Below are 16,743 nucleotides of genomic sequence, written 5' to 3'. Positions count from 1 at the left end.
CCGTCACCCGCCGTAGCTAGGACGCCCCAGCTTCAGCGCGTGCTGGGCGATCATGTTGCGGAACACCTCGAGGGTGCCGCCGTAGATGCCGAGCGGCAGCGCCAGCCGGTAAAGGTGTTCCGCCGCACCGTCACTCGCGGAGCCCTGCGTCTCGGCGGGCAGCGCGGAGGCGGGCCCCAGGATGTCCATCAAATCCGGGGAGATGTCGCGCATCGTCTGCGCGATCGCGACGCGCCCGAACATCCCCGGCGTGGACAGCGCCGCCTCCATCCGCGCGACGGCCCGCCCGAGCCGGTATTTCACGGACTGGTCGTCCACGTTCGCGACGAGCGCCGCGACCGTGTCGACCACCTCGGCCATGATGTCGCCGTGCGCCGACATCGCCGCAACGTATTGCAGGCCATGCTCTTCCGGGTCGACCATGCCGTGTTCGGAGTCCAGCGCCGCCCGCATCACCGTCCAGCCGGCGTTGACGTCGCCGATGCGGTAGAGGTCGTCGACGCGCACGTCGCTGTAGAAGACGATGTTGGTGCGGTCGCCGTCCAGGGTGCGGATGGGTTGAATTTCGATGCCGGGTGAATCCAGCGGCACCAGGAACATAGTCAGGTTCTTGTGTTTCGGGCCCTGCGGATCGGTGTTGGTGAGCAGGAAGACGTACCGCGCGTTCTGCGCGTTGGAGGTGAACATCTTGGAGCCGTTGATGATCCACGCAGACCCGTCCCGCACCGCGCGGGTCTTGCAGGTGGCGACGTCGGAGCCGCCCTCGGGTTCGGTGTATCCCAGGCACAGCCGGATCTCGCCGGACAGCACGCCGGGCAGGACCTTGTCGACCAGCTCGGGAGCGCCGAACTGCTGCACCAGCCGCGCGACGACGGACGTGGTGCCCCAGTGGTACCAAGGCGTATGCGCCCGGGCAATCTCGAGGTGAAAGATGCGCCGGCGGACGGGGCTGAATCCGCCCTCGGACTCCGGCCGCCAATCCGAGGCCAGGTAGCCGGCTTCGCCCAGCGCCAGATGGACCTGCTCGTCGAAGTTTTCGCCGAACTCGCGCTGGCGGCGCAGCACTTCGTCGGTGACGTGCTTCGCGATGAGGGCCCGGGTCTCCTCAAGGAATTCCTGGTCCTCGGCGCTGAGCTCGACGGCTGAGAAGTCCATCTACATCGCGTCGATCACGAGCGTGCGGAACCGATCGAGGGTCTCGAGCGCATGCGCCATGCTGTCGCCGGGCAGGTGGACGCCGACCCACGTGACTCCCACGGCCGCAAGCTTTTCCAGGCCGCCGAGGTATGCGTCGGCGTTGAAGTCGTCGGTCGCGGGGCTGCCGCCCTCGAAGTTGGTGAACGTGATGTCGATCGACGACCAGTCCCTCCCCACCGCGTCACAGCGGCGCCGCAGATCGTCGATGCCCTCGGTGAGACTCTCGACGGAGTCGATCACCGCGGTGCCCGCGGTCTGGGCCAGCTGCGGCGGGGCGGGAAACGGACACCAGCCGTCGCCATACTGGGCGACGCGCTGGCGGGCGGTCGTGGTGTTGCCGCCTATCCAGATCGGCGGAGGGCTCACCGGCCTGGGGTGCGCGGTGATGCCCTTGGCGCTGAAATGCCTGCCCTCGAACGAGATATCGTCTTGCATCCAGATGGCCCGGATCACCTGCAGCGCTTCCTCGAACAGCTCGGCGCGCTCGTCATAGCTGACGCCCAGCGCCGCGAATTCGCGCTTCAGGTAGCCCACACCGACCGCGAGCGTGAAGCGGCCACCCGAGAGCAGGTCCAGCGAGGCGCCGGACTTGGCCACCACGAACGGGTTTCGATACGGCAGCACCACGATGTTGGGAATCAGGCGCAGCGTCGTCGTCCTCGCCGCCGCGAAACCCAAAGCGACAAAAGGATCTAACGCATCGTGCCCGCCGGCCTCGAGCCAGCGCTGCGACGGCGCGGGGTGGTCGGTGAAGCCGAAGCCATGGATGCCCGCCGCCTCGGTGGCCGCGGCCACCTTTCCGATGCCGTCACCGCTGACCAGCTCCGGGTTGTACGGATGGCTGTGCATCGGGTGGGTGATGGTGAAGCGCATGGCGGTCAGAACCGAGCGCGCGAATCGATCGCCGTGTCGCTGGTGCGCAGCGGACGGATCAGCGCCTCCTGGGCGAAGGAGGCCAGCAGCTCACCCTCCTCGCTGTGCACCGTGCCGCGCACGTACGACATTCCGGCGCCGACCTGGGTGCTCTCGTGGGTGTAGAGGAGCCACCCCGCCCAGCGCACGGGCTCGTGGAACGCGACCGAGATGCTCATCGGTGCGGTCGACACCGTCAGGTGCGCCTGGCTGGTGCCGATGCCCGGGTGCGCCCGCATGGTCGTGGAGATGCCCAGGTGCCCGGTGAAGTAGGCGATGAGCGCCTTGGCCAGATCGTCGCGGGTCGGAATCGGGTCGTAGTGCAGCCACGCGTACAGCTCGGGCGGCCCGACCTCGTCGGGGCTGTTGACGTCGACGACGTCGACGAGGCGCAGCTCGCGCCCGATCATCGGCATCGGCGAGTGGTTGGCCTCGGCGGGGGCCGCCACGTCGGGACGCGGCAGGTGGTGACGGATGACGTCGCCGGTCGGGACGTCGGCCAGCACGGTGATGCTCAGGCAGCGCCGTCCGTTCTGATGGACGGCGACCACGGCGGTCGCGGTCGACCGGCCTTCGGCCACCACGTCGAGGACGAGTTCGACCGGCGGGCCGACCGTCACGGCGCGGGAGAACACCGCATGCGCCGAACGCACCGACTTGTCCGGGAATCGTTTGGCCACCGCGACAATCGCCTGGGCGAGTACCTGGGTGCCCTCGACGACCTGCCGTTCGTCGCCGACGGCGATCCCGGTGTCTCCGGTGAAGCGATCCGGCCCGTCGGGGCGCACGTCAAACAGGTCCAGCAGACCTTGCACGGTCCACTCGGTCTGCTCGGATTCCTCAGAAGCCTTGGTCAAATCCGCTCCACCTCCGCGCTCGCAGCTCAGGGCTCAGCGTGACACTTTGAGTAGGATTTGTAAAGCTTGGCTAACAGACGCGGGAGGCAACGCAATTGGGCATCGTGACGAGCACTTCGGAGACCGCCTTCACCCATTCCGCCGAGGCGGTGTACGACTTCGTCACCAACCCGGCCAACTGGACGAAGACCTATCCCGGCAGCGCGCACATCGGCAAATTGCCGGGGCTGCCGCTGAAGGTCGGCGACACCTGGGAGGAGGCCGGCCCCGACGGCGAGCGCATCTTCAGCTGGCAGCTGGCCATCGCCGACCGGCCCACGCTGTTCGTGTTCAACTCGGTGGGTCGCCTCGGCCACGACCGCCGGGGCGAGGGCGGGATGGAGGGCCGGATCACGGTCACGTACCGGTTCACCAGGCCCGGTCAGGACGTGACGCTGTTCTCCCGGACCATGACGATCGAGGCGTTCAAGCACGCGCCGCTGCCCGACGCGCTCTTCCAGCAGGCCAACCCGGCGCGCATCGACGCCTACCACGCGGCCGTCGCGCGCGAGCTGGGCGAGATTGACACCGACGCAGGCAGTGCGTGACACTTTTCCGGTGTTTTGTAAAGGCCTGAGCCGATGATCCCGGAGCCGTTGGCCAAGGGGTTCTGCTTCGGCGAGGGTCCGCGCTGGTTCGAAGGACTGCTGTGGTTCTCCGACATGCTCGGTGAAGCCGTGCACACCGTGGACATGCGGGGCTCGGTGACCACGGTGGTGCTGCCCGGGCGCTCCCCGTCGGGCCTCGGATTTCGTCCCGACGGGTCCCTGCTGATCGCCTCGACCGAGGACCGGCAGGTGCTGCGCTACGACGGCGAAACCGTCGAGGCCGTCGCCGACCTCGCCGCCCTGACGCCCGTCAACCTGGGCGACATGGTCGTCGACGACGCCGGGCGCGCCTACATCGGCTGCCAGGCTTTCTCCGGCGGCGCGATCATCCGCCTCGACGCCGACGACACGCCGACTATTGCTGCCGAAGACCTCGACTTTCCCAACGGCATGGTGATCACGCCGGACCGAAAGACGCTGATCGTCGCCGAGTCGACGGGCCGGCGGCTGACCGCGTTCAGCATCGGCGACGACGGCGGGCTGAGCGGCCGCCGGGTTTTCGCCGACGGCCTGGACGGACCGCCCGACGGCATAGCGCTGGACGCCGAGGGGGGAGTGTGGGCGTCCATGACGCTGGCGCACCAGTTCGAGCGGATCACCGAGGGCGGCACCGTGACCGACCGCATCGACATGGGCGAACGGGTGGCGATCGCGTGCGCGTTGGGCGGCCCCGCGCGTCGCACGCTGTTTCTGCTGTCGAGCACCGACGCGTATCCCCAGCGATTGATCGGCACCCGGCTCTCCCAGCTGGACGTGGTGACGGTCGACACCCCCGGCGCGGGCCTACCCTGACATCCGGAAGGCAGACGATGACCGACTCCTATTACGAGCTGATCGATGACGCCGACGCGCGGGGCGAAAAGTTCGCGGCGACCGATCTGGCGCGCGGCACCTGGTCGGCCGCCATTCAGCACGGCGGCCCGGTGTCGGCGCTGTTGGTCCGGGCGCTGGAACGCTGCGATCAGCGCGACGACACCCGCCTCGGTCGGGTCGTCATCGACCTGCTGGGCGGGGTGCCGGCCGAGGGCGACCTGTGGGTCAGCTCGCGAGTGCAGCGGGGCGGGAAGCAAATCGAGCTCGTCACCGCCGAGATGCTGGCGCCGGGGCCCGACGGCGAACCGCGGCCGGTGGCGCGCGCCAGCGGGTGGCGGTTGCAGCACTTGGACACCCGGGCGTTGGCTCACGCCGCGACTCCGCTGCCCCGGCCGCGGGCCGAGGCCCGCGACCGCAACCTCACGGCGCGGGACTGGGATCGCAACTACGTGCACAGCCTGGACTGGCTGTGGCTGACCGAGCCGCTGAGCGAGGGTCCGGGCGAATCCTGGATCAAGCCGACCGTCGACCTCGTCAAGGGCGAGGCCATGACCCCGCTGGAGCGACTGTTCGCGGTGGCCGACTGCGCCAACGGCATCGGCAGCAAGCTGGACATCAGCAAGTGGACGTTCCTCAACACCGACCTCGCGGTGCACGTATTCCGGGTCCCGGACGGCGATTGGATCGGCATTCGCGCGGAGACAAGCTACGGGCCGGACGGCATCGGGACCACCGTCGGCACACTTTTTGACGAGGGGGGCGCGGTCGGCGCCATTCAACAATGCGTGCTGGTGCGAGGGCGCCCTGGCCGGGAAGCGAAAAAACAGTGACACGCTCGCGATACTTCGTAAAGTTTCTGCTATGAGCCACCCGGCCCCAGCCGCGGACATCGACACCTCCACACGCCAGCGCATCCTCGACGCCACCGCCGAGGTTCTCGGCCGCAACGGCAAGACCAAGCTCAGCCTGTCCGAGGTGGCCGCCCAGGCGGGAGTCTCGCGTCCCACGTTGTACCGCTGGTTCGCCTCCAAAGAGGAATTGCTGTCGGCGTTTTCGCAATACGAGCGGCAGAGCTTCGAAAGCGGCCTGGTGAGGGCCACCGCGGGGCTGAAGGGCGCCGACAAGCTCGACGCCGTACTGCGCTTCATCGTCGAGTTCCAGCATTCGTACTCCGGCGTGCGGATGGTCGACGTCGAACCCGAGCACACCATCGCCCAGTTCGGCCGCGTCATCCCGCAGATGCGTGACGGCCTGCAGCGGCACCTCTCCGGACCCAACGCCGCGGTGCGCGCCGCGACCGTCATCCGGATCGCGATCTCGCACTACATCGTGCGAAGCGACGACGCCGATCAGTTCCTCGAGCAACTGCGCCACGCCGTCGGAATCAAGGGAACGACCTGATCAAATTCCGCGCGAGGGAGCGTGTCTGTACGGCGACACGCCGTGACGGCTGTCATTTTGCGCACCCTCGCGGCCAACAGGATCAGTCGAGCCGCACCGCAACCTTGACGCGGCCCTTCTCGTCGCGGCTGGCGAGCGCGTGTCCGGTGCGGTCGGCGCCGTCGAAGTTGAGCAGTGTGATCGGGCCACCCTCACCGAGGAAGTTTCGCCACCATGTCTTGCTATCGGGCGACATGACATTGATGACGATGCCGTCGCTGGAGCGGCGGTACCCGACCGGGGTCTGGATCGTCTTACCCGAACGCCTGCCGACATAGCGAATCTTGATCAACCCGCGCCGCACCAGTGGCCCCACAACGGGGGCGTCGATCAAGCCATCAAATACGTTGTTGATGATTCCGGCGATGGGCGTGTCGAAGATTCCGGATGCCATGGATGCCAGCGTATGTCAGACGACGTGATAGGGATCAGTCGAACAGCACGGCCGCGTTGAGGTAACCGGTCGGGTCGAGGGCGGCCTTCACGGCCCGCATCGCGGCGATGTCGGCGGGCTCCCGCGACATACCCAGGTACGGGCGCTTCCGACTGCCGACTCCGTGCTCGGAGCTGACGTTGCCGCCGCACCGCGCGATGAGATCCATCATCGGCGCGTACAGCGCCTGCTCGCGTTCCAGCGGGCAACGCAACACGTTGAGGTGCAGGTTGCCCTCTCCGATGTGGCCGAACAGCACGGGCAGCGCGTCGGGTGCGTGCACCCCGACCAAATCGACCGCCTCCCTGGCGAATTCACCAACGGCCGACAGCGGCAAGGACACGTCAAACTTAAGCGGCGGCCCATACACGCCCAGCACCTCGGCGAGCGATTCCCGTACCCGCCACAACCGTTGCTGCGCAGCGACGTCCACACCGACGGCCGGCTCACCGGCCAGGCGCACGCCCTCGAGCAGGTCGGCGAGCCGATCCGTCTGGTCGTGGTCGGCGGCCAGCTCCACCAGCAGCAGCCAGTCACCCTGCACGGGCGCGCCTACCCCGAGGTGTTCGGCGGTCAGCGCGGCGGCCCGGCCGTCGATCAGCTCCAAAGCCGCGATCCCGTCCACGTCGCGAAAGGTGCGGCCGGCGTCGATCAGCGCCTCCAGTTCGGAGAACCCGCAGACCGCCGTCACCCGATGCGACGGCGTGGGATGCAACCGCAGGTCCAGCGCGGTGATCACGCCGAGGGTGCCCTCGGCGCCGACGAACAGCGCCGGCAGGTCGTAGCCCGTGTTGTCGCTGCGCACCTCGCTGTGGCGGCGCAGCAGCGAACCGTCGGGCAGCGCCACCTGCAGGCCAAGGACCTGCTCGCCCATGTTGCCGTAGCGGACGGTGCGCAGGCCGCCGGCGTTCGTCGATGCCATGCCGCCGACGGTGGCGGTGTCGCGGGCGGCCAGGTCTACCCCGAACACCAAACCCGCTGCGGCAGCGGCGTTTTGGACGACGGCCAGGGTGGCTCCGGCGCCGGCTGAGAGGCGGCGCTCGACGGTGTCCACGTCGCCGAGCGCGCGCAGCCGTTCGGTCGACAGCAACACGTCGTCGTGCTCGGGGACGGTTCCGGCCACCAGCGAGGTCCGTCCGCCCTGCACTGTCACGCGCGCCCCCGCGTCGCGGCACACCCGCAGCGCCTCGGCGACCTCCTCGGCCGTACCCGGCCGCACCAGCGCGTGGGCGCGCCCGCGGTAGCGCCCGGTGTGATCGACGCTGCGGCCGGCCAGCACGTCGGGGTCGGTGACGACGTGAGACGAACCAACCACACCGGCCAAACTGCGCAGCATGCTCGCGGTTATAGCACCTAGAACTCTTTGTGGTTCACGTCGGTTATCAGCCCACCGTCCATCACGAATTCGCTCCCCGTCGAGTAAGACGACTCGTCGCTGGCCAGGAACAGCACGAACGTTGCCACCTCGCGGACTTCACCCGGACGGCCGAGCGGGATGGTGACCATGTCTTCGGGCAGGTGCGCGGTCATCGGGGTGCGGATGAAACCGGGGTGGATCGAATTCACCCGGATGTTCAACGGCGCCAACTCCAACGCCGCCGACTTGGCGAGCCCGCGCACACCCCACTTGGACGCGACGTACGGGTGCACCATCGGCGCGCCACGCAGCCCCTCGATCGACGAGACGTTGATGATGGAGCCACCCCCGGCCGCGGTCATGGGCTCGACCGCCGCCCGCATGCCCAGGAAGGTGCCGGTCAGGTTGACGTCGATCACCTTCTGCCACTTGTCCAGCTTGAAGTCCTTCAACGGCCCCAGCGCGACCGTGCCTGCATTGTTGACCAGCACGTTCAGCTTGCCGAATTCACCGACGGCGGTCGCCACCGCGGCGTCCCACTGGTCGGGCTGGGTGACGTCGAGGTGGACGTAGCGCGCGGAGTCGCCGAGCTCGTCCGCCAGCGCCTTGCCCTGGTCGTCCAGGATGTCGCCGATAACCACCTTGGCGCCTTCCTCGACCAGCAGCCGCGCATCTTCGGCGCCCATGCCGCCGGCGGCGCCACTGATCAGCGCTACCTTGCCGTCAACCCGTCCCATTAAACAGTCCTTTCGAATTTACTGAACTACCAAGTCTTTTGGCGCATAAAGGCCCTTACCAGTCACCAGCGGCAGATCCAGCGTCGTCCGGATCCCCGGTGGCGCGGCGATCACCGCGGGAATCGCGTTGACGATGCGGCCGGCGGCCCCCGCGATCGCGGCGTGATTGTGGTCGCCCTTGCGGCTGCTAGGAATGATGTCCACGGCGTAGGAAGGTTCGCCGGTGATCTCGACGCGATACGAGCCGTCGCCGGAGGCGGGCTGGGGCAGGTCCGGGCGCAGGTCGGGCCGCAGCCGGGTGACGTGCTCGATGACGATCGCGGGGTGGCCCTTGACCATGCCGCGGATCTCGAACTGCAGCACCGCCAGTGTGCCCTTGGCAACGTGCCCCACAGCGATGTCGAAGTCCTCGGGTGCCGGCTCACGTTGGTAGGACTCGCTGATCTCGTCGATCTCGATGCCGAGGCCGGCCGCCAACTGTCGGATCGCGGTCCCCCACGCGATGCTCAGAACACCCGGCTGCAGCAGCATCGGGATGTAATCGAGGGGCTGGGCGAAGCCCATGTAGCTCATCACTTCGACGCCGTTGTATGACGCATAATCGTGAATCTCCATGCAGCGCACCTGTTCGATGCGCTGACAGGTTCCGGCGAGCGCGAACGGGATCAGGTCGTTGGCGAATCCCGGATCCACGCCGCTGATGAAGATGCTCGAATTCCCTTGCTGGGCAGCATCTTCCACCCGGGCGATGTATTTGTCAGGCATGACGCCCCAGGGGTACTGCAGCAATCCCGGCGACGATCCGACGACGTTGATGCCGGCGGCCAGGATGCGCATGACGTCCGCCATCGCGTCGGGTAGCCGGGTGTCCCCCATGGCGCAGTAGACGACGCACTCGGGCTTGGCGGCCAGGATCGCGTCGATGTCCGAAACGGCGGCGACGCCCGTCACGGTGTCGGCGTCCAGCCCGACGCCGCACAGTTGCCCGGCGTCCTTGCCCACCTTCTCCGGCGTGGACACGCACACGCCCGTCAGCTCGAACGCGGGATTGGTGATCAGCTCGGCCAGGGCCAACCCTCCGACGTTTCCGGTACCGACGTGTGCGACGCGGATGGCCATGAGAGTCTCCGTCCCTCGAACGCTCGAAACGTTTCTAGACAGTAGTCCACAACTTCTGCGACGCCTACGGCGCCGGGGCACAATGGAAACGCTCATGGCGCAACGCGAGGACGTCCAATTCCGGTCCGGTGCCGACCGGATCAGCGCGTGGCTCTACCGGCCGGAGGGCGGTGGCGCCGCGCCGCTGCTGGTGATGGCGCACGGTCTGGGTGCGGTGCGGACCATGCGGCTGGACGCCTATGCCGAACGATTCAGCGCCGCCGGCTACGCCTGCCTGGTGTTCGACTACCGCAACTTCGGCGACAGCGAGGGTCGGCCGCGACAACTGCTCGACATCGGGATGCAGCTCGCGGACTGGGCGGCCGCGGTCGCCCACGCCCACACTCTTGATGGCGTCGATCACGATCGAATCGGCGTGTGGGGCACCTCTTTTGGCGGCGGACACGTGATCGCGACGGCGGCCAGGGTGCCGGGCATCAAGGCCGCAGTGGCCCAGTGCCCGTTTACTGATGGCATCGCATCCGCGCGCACGCTGAGCCCGGTGATTTTCGGCCGCGTCGGCGTCCTGGCCGCGCGGGACCTCGTCGCGGCCGGGCTCGGCAGGTCGCCGGTGATGGTTCCCGCGGCCGGCAGGCCGGGCGAAGTCGCCCTGATGAACGCGCCCGACGTCTACCCCGGCTATATGAGGCTGGTGCCCGAGGGCCAGACCGTGCCCAACGAAGTCGCCGCCCGGTTTGCGTTGCAGGTCGCCGCCTACCGACCCGGTCGGCTGGCCGCGAAGGTCGCGTGCCCCATCCTGTTCTGCGTCTGCGAGGCCGACTCGGTGGCTCCCCCGGTGCCGACCCTGCGCTATGCGGCGAAGGCCCCGCGCGGGGAAGTCCGGATGTATCCCGAGGGGCATTTCGAGATCTATGTCGGCGACGCGTTCGAGCGCGTCGTCACGGATCAGCTCGCCTTTCTCGACAGGCACCTCAAACGAGCGAACGCCTAGAACTTGCGCAAAACGCCAAACTTACTGGCGGGACAGATCTACCCTCGGTCAATACCTAATACCCACGGTCGCGGATAACTCCCCTTGGGCCGGGATGGCGTCCGTGGGGAAAGGACGGGGAGATGTCGGATTTAATTACTGTCCCTGAGACCTTGGCTTCCACGGCCGCCGATGTGCAGAACATCGGTTCGGCGATCAACGCGGCCGGGACGAATGCCGCCGCACGGACAACCGGTTTGCTGGCGGCGGCGCAGGACGAGGTATCGGCGGCGATCGCGAACCTATTCGGTGCGTACGGCGCGGAATACCAGGCGCTCCTCGCGCAGGCCGCGGGTTTTCACAGCCAATTCACCCAGGCGATGGCGGCGGCGGCGGCCGCCTACGCGCAAGCCGAGGCGACCAACGCGGCGGTCGTCTCCGGAGTTTCGGCTACCGGCATCCCGCAGTCAGTGGTGCAGTTGGCCGCCCCCGGCGACCAACAGTTCGCGTTGATCATGGGCGGCACCAACAACCCGCAACCGGACCCCAAATATGTGGCAAGCGTGTTCAACGCGTACATAAAGCCTCTCTACCCCTTGGTCTCATCACCGCCGCTGTCCGTCTTCACGCCCGAGCAGTTCTGGCCGGTGACGCCGAGCCTCGGAAACATGACGTTCGGGCAGTCGGTCGCCAAGGGCGTCACGTTGCTGAACAACGCGATCAATTCGACGCTCTTCAACCAGCCGAACAGCAGCGCCGTGGTTTTCGGCTATTCGCAAAGCGCGACGATCGCCACCAACGAGATAAACGCACTCATGGCGGCCGGCTCGCCCTATCAGGGCCACTTGAACTTCGTGCTGATCGGCAATCCCAACAACCCCGTCGGCGGCATCCTCGAGCGCTTCCCCGGCTTCTACATCCCATTCCTGGACGTGGCGTTCAACGGCGCGACCCCGCCGAATTCGCCGTACCCGACCTCGATTTACACCTACCAATACGACGGCATCGCCGACCTGCCCCAGTACCCGCTCAACCTCGTCTCCGACCTCAACGCGTTCATGGGCTACTTCTTTGTCCACAGCTCCTACCCCGCCCTGACGGCCACCCAGGTCGGCACCGCCGTGCCGTTGCCCACGTCACCCGACTACACCGGCAGCACGAAGTACTACATGCTGATGACCCAGAACCTGCCGCTGCTGGAGCCGATCCGCGCCATCCCCTATGCGGGCCCCCCGATCGCAGACATCTTCCAGCCGGATCTGCGGGTGCTCGTCGACCTGGGCTACGGCGACTACGGACAGGGCGCCAACTACGCGAACGTTCCGACCCCGGCCGGACTGTTCGACCTACCGAACCCGTTCACGGTCATCCCCGATCTCGCCTTGGGCGCGGTGCAGGGTCCCTACGGGGCCGCGGTCGAGATCGGGGTGGAGGCCGGACTGCTGTCGCCGTCGTATTTCCCGAACACCTACCCGTGGGTTCCGTCCATCAACCCGGGCCTGAACGTCTCGTTCGGCCAGTCCAGCACCACGCTGCTGTCCCTGCTGAGCGGGGCGACCGGCAACGTGCTGCATCTGATCCCGCCGCCCAACTTCGGCTGACGCGCCGGCTACGGGCCGAGCGGGGAATGCTGCCGGATCGACTCGTCGCGGATCAGGCCGCGCAGGAGCGCCGTGCTGAACTCGGCGGCGATTTCCTTGGCGGTGCGCCGCCCGCTCGGGCGCAGCCAGCGGTAGCTGCCCAGCGTCATCCCGATGTAGCCCAGCGCCACCACGTGCGAGTCGCATTCGTAGAACTCGCCGCTGGCGATCCCGCGGTCGATGAGCCCGTGCACGTGCTCGTAGACCTGGGCCTCCTTCTCGCGGACCTCGGCAACCTGCTCGGAGGTGAACCACTCGGTGATGTACGGCTGCTCCTGGAAGTACACGGCGGCCCGCTCGGGGTTGGCCGCGATGCCGGTCAGCAGGCGCACGGTGTACTGGTAGAGCGCCTCGCGGGCCGTCCACGACGGGTCGTCGTGCACGGCGGCCAGCGTGCCCTCGGCGGCCTGGCGGTAGATGTCGAAGAGGATCAGCGACTTGCTGGCGTAGTAGTGGTAGACGGTCGCCTTGTTCAGCCCGATCACGTCGGCGACGTCGTCCATCCGGGTGCCGTGATAGCCGCGCGCGGCGAACAGCTTGGTGGCAACCGCCAGCAACTCCTCGCGGCGGGTCAGCCCGTTCTCGGATGGCATCTTTCTCTGGGTACTCTCTATCGTTCACTGCCGACGGGCCACGCTGAGGCCCGGATACGGCAAAGTATCAATCAACTGGTTGGACAGTTTAAGGGCACCGCCGCCTGTCGCCCCGGCGGCTCCGCGACTACGATGGTGTGTCGAACTGGTCGCGAGTCGAGAGGTGGGGACATGGATCCGAGTCCGGACTATGACATGAGCGACGAGATCGAGTTCTTCTTCAAGTATGTGCCGTGGGGCCTGCGCGGCGTCGTCGACGGCAACGGCTACCCGCCGCCGGCCTACCCGCCCGTCTAGCGTGTCTGGCGGTGACCCGCGGCGCCCGGCTTCGCCGCGCTCGCGATCACCGCTACAGCGCCTTTAGCTCCTCGGCGACCTCGGTCACCGACTTCTTTGCGTCCCCGAACAACATCGTGGTGCCGTCGGCGTAGAACAGCGGGTTGTCGATGCCGGCGAATCCGGAGTTCATCGACCGCTTCAACACGATCACCGACTTCGCCTTGTCCACGTTGAGGATTGGCATGCCGTAGATGGGGCTGGACTGTTCGTTGCGGGCCGCCGGGTTGGTGACGTCGTTGGCGCCGATGACGATCGCGACGTCGGTGCGCGCGAACTCGTCGTTGATGTCGTCCATGTCTTTCATGGCGTCGTAGTCCACCTCGGCCTCGGCCAGCAGCACGTTCATGTGCCCGGGCATGCGGCCGGCGACCGGGTGGATCGCGTACTTCACCGCGACGCCCTTGTCCTCCAGCAGCGAGGCCATGTCCTTGACGGCGTGCTGGGCCTGCGCCACGGCCAGGCCGTAGCCGGGCACCACGATCACCTGGTTGGCGTAGGCCATCTGGATCGCCGCATCGGCGGCCGACGTCGCCTTGACGTGCTTGTCGCCGCCGCCGTCGCCACTGGGCGCCACCCCGCCGCCGCCGAAACCGCCCGCAACGATCGCGGGAATGGAGCGGTTCATGGCCTTGGCCATCAGGTTGGTCAGGATCGAGCCGGACGCGCCGACGATCATGCCCGCGACGATCATCGCGGTGTTGTTCAGCGCCAAACCGGCCGCGGCGGCAGACAGCCCCGTCATCGCGTTGAGCAGAGAGATGACCACCGGCATGTCGGCGCCGCCGATGGGCAGCACGACCATCAGGCCCAGCACCCCGGCCGCGGCCAGCAGGCCGATCATCCACCACAACGACACTCCACCCGTGCCGGGATGCGCGCCCAGGCCGATGACCACCGCGGCGGCCACCGCGGCGGCCAGCAGCAGCAGGTTGATCGGCTGCTGGGCCTTCCCGAAACCGATCGGCGATCCGGAGATGATCTCCTGCAGCTTGCCGAACGCGATAATCGAGCCCCAGAACGAGATCGACCCGATGATCGCGGCGAACAGCGATGCGACCACGATGTGCACGGTCGGAGACTCGCCGTGCTGGAAGGCCGAAAAGCCTTTGGTCTCAATGAATTCCGCGAGCGCGATGAGCGCGACGGTGCCGCCGCCCACGCCGTTGAAGAACGCCACCAGCTGCGGCATGGCGGTCATCTTGGTGTAGCGGGCCGGCGGGACGCCGAGCGCGACGCCGACAACCAGCCCGAGGATGATCAGCACCCATTGGTCGGTGTGCCGGATCTTGATGAGCGTCGCCGTCACGGCCAGCGCCATGCCCGCCGCGGCGATCAGGTTGCCGCGCACCGCGGTCTTGGGCCCGGTCAGGCCCATCAGCCCGTAGATGAACAGCGAGAATGAGATGATGTAGAGGACGGTCACCAGGTAGTTCATTTGGCGACCTCGTCAACTTTGGCGGGCAAAGGCTTCTTCTTGCCCTTGAACATGCCCAGCATCCGGTCGGTGACGATGAAGCCGCCGATGACGTTGAGCGTCCCGAACACCACCGCGACGAACAGGATGATCTGCACCGCGAGCGACGGGTGCTCCACCTCCCCGAACACCACCAGCGCACCGAGCACCACGATGCCGTGGATGGCGTTGGTGCCCGACATCAGCGGCGTGTGCAGCGTGTTGGGCACCTTGGAGATCACTGCGAACCCGACGAATCCGGAGAGCACCAGGATCGCCAGGTTGGCCAACAGCTCGTCGTACATCTAGGAAACCTCCCGAGTGACACACGAGTTCGCGATCACCTCGTCGTCGAAGTCCGGCGCCAACTTCCCGTCCTTGATCAGCAGGTCCAGCAGCGCCGTGATGTTCTTGCTGTACAGCTCGCTCGCGTGCTCCGGCATGGTCGCGGGCAGGTTCAGCGGCGAGGCGATGGTGACGTCGTGCTTGACCACGGTGCGGCCCGGCTCGGTCAGCTCGCAGTTGCCGCCGGTCTCACCGGCGAGGTCGACAATCACGCTGCCGGGTTTCATCGCCTCGACCGCGGCCGCCGTCACCAACCGCGGCGCCGGGCGGCCCGGCACCAGCGCGGTGGTGATCACGACGTCAAATCCGGCGATCGCATCTTCCAGCGCCTTCTGCTGCTGGGCGCGCTCCTCGTCGGTCAGCTCGCGGGCGTAGCCGCCCTCGCCGGCCGCATCGATCCCGACGTCGAGCCACTGCGCCCCCACCGAACGCACCTGGTCGGCCACCTCCGGACGCACGTCGTAGCCGGTCGTCCGCGCGCCAAGCCGCTTGGCCGTCGCCAGCGCCTGCAGGCCGGCCACCCCGACGCCGAGCACCAGCACGGTGGCCGGCTTCACGGTTCCCGCCGCGGTGGTCAGCATCGGGAAGAACCGGGTCGATTCCGAGGCCGCCAGCAGGACGGCCTTGTAGCCGGCCACGTTGGCCTGCGACGACAGGGCGTCCATCGCCTGGGCGCGCGAGATGCGCGGGATCGCCTCCAGCGCGAACGCCTGCACCCCGGCCTGCTTGAGCGCGCCGATCGCGTTGTCCGCGTTGCGTGGCGCCAGGAAGCCGATCAGCGTCTGGCCGCTGTGCAGCCGGCCGACCTCCTCGGCCGTCGGCGGTGCGACCTTGACGACGACGTCGGCCGCCCAGGCGTCCCCGATGGTGGCCCCCGCCTCGGTGTACAGCGCATCGGGCAGGAGCGCGCGTTCGCCCGCACCGGACTCGACCACCACCGCCAAACCGCTACTGACCAGCGACGCGACCGCCTTCGGCACCAGCGCGACGCGCCGCTCGTCGGTCCCCGACTCGGCGACCACCCCCACCTGAACGAGCACCGTCTGCGCATCTGTCATGGCGCGTACATCTACTTCCCTTATGTCTTCGGCTTGCCGCAGACACCCTAACCGCAGTCACCAAAGCGGAATATCTTGCCCGTGCTCCGACGCCGGGCGGGGCCCGAAGTACCGGCGCTCGGATTCCTGGATCGGCACATCGTTGATGCTGGCCTCGCGGCGGGCCATCAGCCCTGAGGGGGTGAACTCCCACAGCTCGTTGCCGTAGCTGCGGTACCACTGGCCGGTGTGGTCGTGGCACTCGTACTGGAACCGCACGGCGATGCGGTTGTCGTGGAAGTCCCACAGGCTCTTGCGCAGCGAGTAGTCGAGTTCGCGCTGCCACTTGCGGGTCAAAAACGCCACGATCTCGGCCCGGCCGACGACGTGCTCGTCGCGGTTTCGCCACTGCGAGTCGGGCGTGTACGCCAGGCTCACCTTCTCCGGGTCGCGGGTGTTCCAGGCGTCCTCGGCAGCCTGGACCTTCTGCAGTGCCGTCTCGAGGGTGAACGGCGGGAACGGGGGGCGTGATTCGGTCATGGCGTCCATCGTGCGCCGCCGATTGACAATGCCCGGCGTGTCGTATGCGTGGCGTAAGTGTCGCGCTGGGACCCGCAACCAGAGCCGCCGGAACTCTGCTCGCGCCGCCCGGCGACACGTGTCCTATCGTGACGGTCATGGACTTCGCGATGTCGGCCAAAGCCAGCGATTATCACAAGCGATTGTCCGACTTCATGATCGAGTACGTGTTCCCGGCCGAGGCCGAATACGACAAATACCGTCACGAGGCCGGCCCGAATGACCACACGGTTCCGCCGGTCATCGAGGAACTGAAGATCAAGGCCAAACAGCAG

19 protein-coding genes and 1 pseudogene are annotated in these 16,743 nt (G+C 67.5%); 8 read left to right on the top strand and 12 right to left on the bottom strand.

Annotated features, from left to right (window positions below):
• Nucleotides 1-3 precede the first annotated feature (3 nt).
• The 3 genes from A5706_RS04770 to A5706_RS04760 are packed head-to-tail and all read right to left on the bottom strand — an operon-like array spanning nucleotide 4 to nucleotide 2,966.
• Nucleotides 4-1,155, bottom strand: a complete 1,152-nt coding sequence (locus tag A5706_RS04770) for an acyl-CoA dehydrogenase family protein (RefSeq protein ID WP_068127567.1) — start codon at nucleotides 1,153-1,155, stop codon at nucleotides 4-6.
• Nucleotides 1,156-2,070, bottom strand: a complete 915-nt coding sequence (locus A5706_RS04765; protein ID WP_068127565.1) for an LLM class F420-dependent oxidoreductase — start codon at nucleotides 2,068-2,070, stop codon at nucleotides 1,156-1,158.
• A 5-nt stretch (nucleotides 2,071-2,075) separates the two neighbouring features.
• A complete protein-coding gene (locus A5706_RS04760) occupies nucleotides 2,076-2,966 on the bottom strand; it encodes an acyl-CoA thioesterase II (RefSeq protein ID WP_068127563.1) in 891 nt (296 codons plus the stop codon).
• A gap of 95 nt (nucleotides 2,967-3,061) precedes the next feature.
• Between A5706_RS04760 and A5706_RS04755 the strand changes: the two genes are divergently transcribed.
• Genes A5706_RS04755 through A5706_RS04740 form a run of 4 tightly spaced genes read left to right on the top strand, consistent with a single transcriptional unit; the run spans nucleotide 3,062 to nucleotide 5,827 of the window.
• Nucleotides 3,062-3,553, top strand: a complete 492-nt coding sequence (locus tag A5706_RS04755; protein WP_068127562.1) for an SRPBCC family protein — start codon at nucleotides 3,062-3,064, stop codon at nucleotides 3,551-3,553.
• A gap of 33 nt (nucleotides 3,554-3,586) precedes the next feature.
• On the top strand, nucleotides 3,587-4,405 hold the full coding sequence (locus A5706_RS04750) for an SMP-30/gluconolactonase/LRE family protein (RefSeq protein WP_068127561.1): 819 nt from the start codon (nucleotides 3,587-3,589) through the stop codon (nucleotides 4,403-4,405).
• Nucleotides 4,406-4,422: 17 nt separating this feature from the next.
• On the top strand, nucleotides 4,423-5,256 hold the full coding sequence (locus tag A5706_RS04745; RefSeq protein WP_068127558.1) for a thioesterase family protein: 834 nt from the start codon (nucleotides 4,423-4,425) through the stop codon (nucleotides 5,254-5,256).
• A gap of 31 nt (nucleotides 5,257-5,287) precedes the next feature.
• Nucleotides 5,288-5,827: a TetR/AcrR family transcriptional regulator gene (locus A5706_RS04740; RefSeq protein WP_068127556.1), complete on the top strand. Its 540-nt coding sequence runs from the start codon at nucleotides 5,288-5,290 to the stop codon at nucleotides 5,825-5,827.
• Between the two features lie 82 nt (nucleotides 5,828-5,909).
• On the opposite strand, the gene A5706_RS04735 is transcribed toward A5706_RS04740, so the two are convergent.
• Genes A5706_RS04735 through A5706_RS04720 form a run of 4 tightly spaced genes read right to left on the bottom strand, consistent with a single transcriptional unit; the run spans nucleotide 5,910 to nucleotide 9,512 of the window.
• Complete coding sequence (locus A5706_RS04735) at nucleotides 5,910-6,260, bottom strand: hypothetical protein (protein WP_068127553.1); 351 nt, start codon at nucleotides 6,258-6,260, stop codon at nucleotides 5,910-5,912.
• A 34-nt stretch (nucleotides 6,261-6,294) separates the two neighbouring features.
• Nucleotides 6,295-7,635, bottom strand: a complete 1,341-nt coding sequence (locus A5706_RS04730) for an FAD-binding oxidoreductase (protein ID WP_068127551.1) — start codon at nucleotides 7,633-7,635, stop codon at nucleotides 6,295-6,297.
• Nucleotides 7,636-7,652: 17 nt separating this feature from the next.
• The gene (locus A5706_RS04725; protein ID WP_068127548.1) at nucleotides 7,653-8,393 is read right to left on the bottom strand and encodes a glucose 1-dehydrogenase; all 741 of its coding nucleotides are present in this window, start codon (nucleotides 8,391-8,393) and stop codon (nucleotides 7,653-7,655) included.
• An 18-nt stretch (nucleotides 8,394-8,411) separates the two neighbouring features.
• Nucleotides 8,412-9,512, bottom strand: coding sequence for a diacylglycerol kinase (locus A5706_RS04720; protein ID WP_068127545.1), 1,101 nt, complete (start codon nucleotides 9,510-9,512; stop codon nucleotides 8,412-8,414).
• A 94-nt stretch (nucleotides 9,513-9,606) separates the two neighbouring features.
• On the opposite strand from A5706_RS04720, the gene A5706_RS04715 reads away from it, so the two are divergent.
• Both A5706_RS04715 and A5706_RS04710 read left to right on the top strand, forming a co-directional pair.
• Nucleotides 9,607-10,503, top strand: coding sequence for an alpha/beta hydrolase (locus tag A5706_RS04715; RefSeq protein WP_068127616.1), 897 nt, complete (start codon nucleotides 9,607-9,609; stop codon nucleotides 10,501-10,503).
• 122 nt (nucleotides 10,504-10,625) lie between these two features.
• Nucleotides 10,626-12,083, top strand: a complete 1,458-nt coding sequence (locus A5706_RS04710; RefSeq protein ID WP_068127544.1) for a PE-PPE domain-containing protein — start codon at nucleotides 10,626-10,628, stop codon at nucleotides 12,081-12,083.
• Between the two features lie 8 nt (nucleotides 12,084-12,091).
• Here the strand turns inward: A5706_RS04710 and A5706_RS04705 are convergent, their stop codons facing one another.
• Nucleotides 12,092-12,715 (bottom strand): TetR/AcrR family transcriptional regulator, encoded by a 624-nt coding sequence (locus tag A5706_RS04705; protein WP_068127543.1) that lies wholly within the window; start codon nucleotides 12,713-12,715, stop codon nucleotides 12,092-12,094.
• Between the two features lie 171 nt (nucleotides 12,716-12,886).
• Between A5706_RS04705 and A5706_RS32875 the strand changes: the two genes are divergently transcribed.
• Nucleotides 12,887-13,012, top strand: coding sequence for a hypothetical protein (locus tag A5706_RS32875; RefSeq protein WP_108637325.1), 126 nt, complete (start codon nucleotides 12,887-12,889; stop codon nucleotides 13,010-13,012).
• A gap of 52 nt (nucleotides 13,013-13,064) precedes the next feature.
• Here A5706_RS32875 and A5706_RS04700 read toward each other — a convergent pair whose 3' ends face one another.
• Genes A5706_RS04700 through A5706_RS04685 form a run of 4 tightly spaced genes read right to left on the bottom strand, consistent with a single transcriptional unit; the run spans nucleotide 13,065 to nucleotide 16,429 of the window.
• On the bottom strand, nucleotides 13,065-14,489 hold the full coding sequence (locus tag A5706_RS04700) for an NAD(P)(+) transhydrogenase (Re/Si-specific) subunit beta (protein WP_068127542.1): 1,425 nt from the start codon (nucleotides 14,487-14,489) through the stop codon (nucleotides 13,065-13,067).
• Entirely contained in the window at nucleotides 14,486-14,812 is a 327-nt protein-coding gene (locus tag A5706_RS04695) for an NAD(P) transhydrogenase subunit alpha (RefSeq protein WP_068127541.1), read from the bottom strand. The genes A5706_RS04700 and A5706_RS04695 overlap by 4 nt, the downstream gene beginning before the upstream one ends.
• The gene (locus tag A5706_RS04690) at nucleotides 14,813-15,910 is read right to left on the bottom strand and encodes a Re/Si-specific NAD(P)(+) transhydrogenase subunit alpha (protein ID WP_068127540.1); all 1,098 of its coding nucleotides are present in this window, start codon (nucleotides 15,908-15,910) and stop codon (nucleotides 14,813-14,815) included.
• Between the two features lie 57 nt (nucleotides 15,911-15,967).
• On the bottom strand, nucleotides 15,968-16,429 hold the full coding sequence (locus A5706_RS04685) for a nuclear transport factor 2 family protein (RefSeq protein WP_068127614.1): 462 nt from the start codon (nucleotides 16,427-16,429) through the stop codon (nucleotides 15,968-15,970).
• Between the two features lie 137 nt (nucleotides 16,430-16,566).
• Here A5706_RS04685 and A5706_RS32870 point away from each other — a divergent pair.
• Nucleotides 16,567-16,743, top strand: a pseudogene (locus tag A5706_RS32870) (acyl-CoA dehydrogenase); the annotation flags it as partial.

It is taken from the genome of Mycobacterium sp. E796, assembly GCF_001672815.1.
GTDB lineage: Bacteria > Actinomycetota > Actinomycetes > Mycobacteriales > Mycobacteriaceae > Mycobacterium.
Note: the sequence above shows the minus strand (reverse complement) of the source record. Positions and strands in the feature narration are given on the sequence as shown.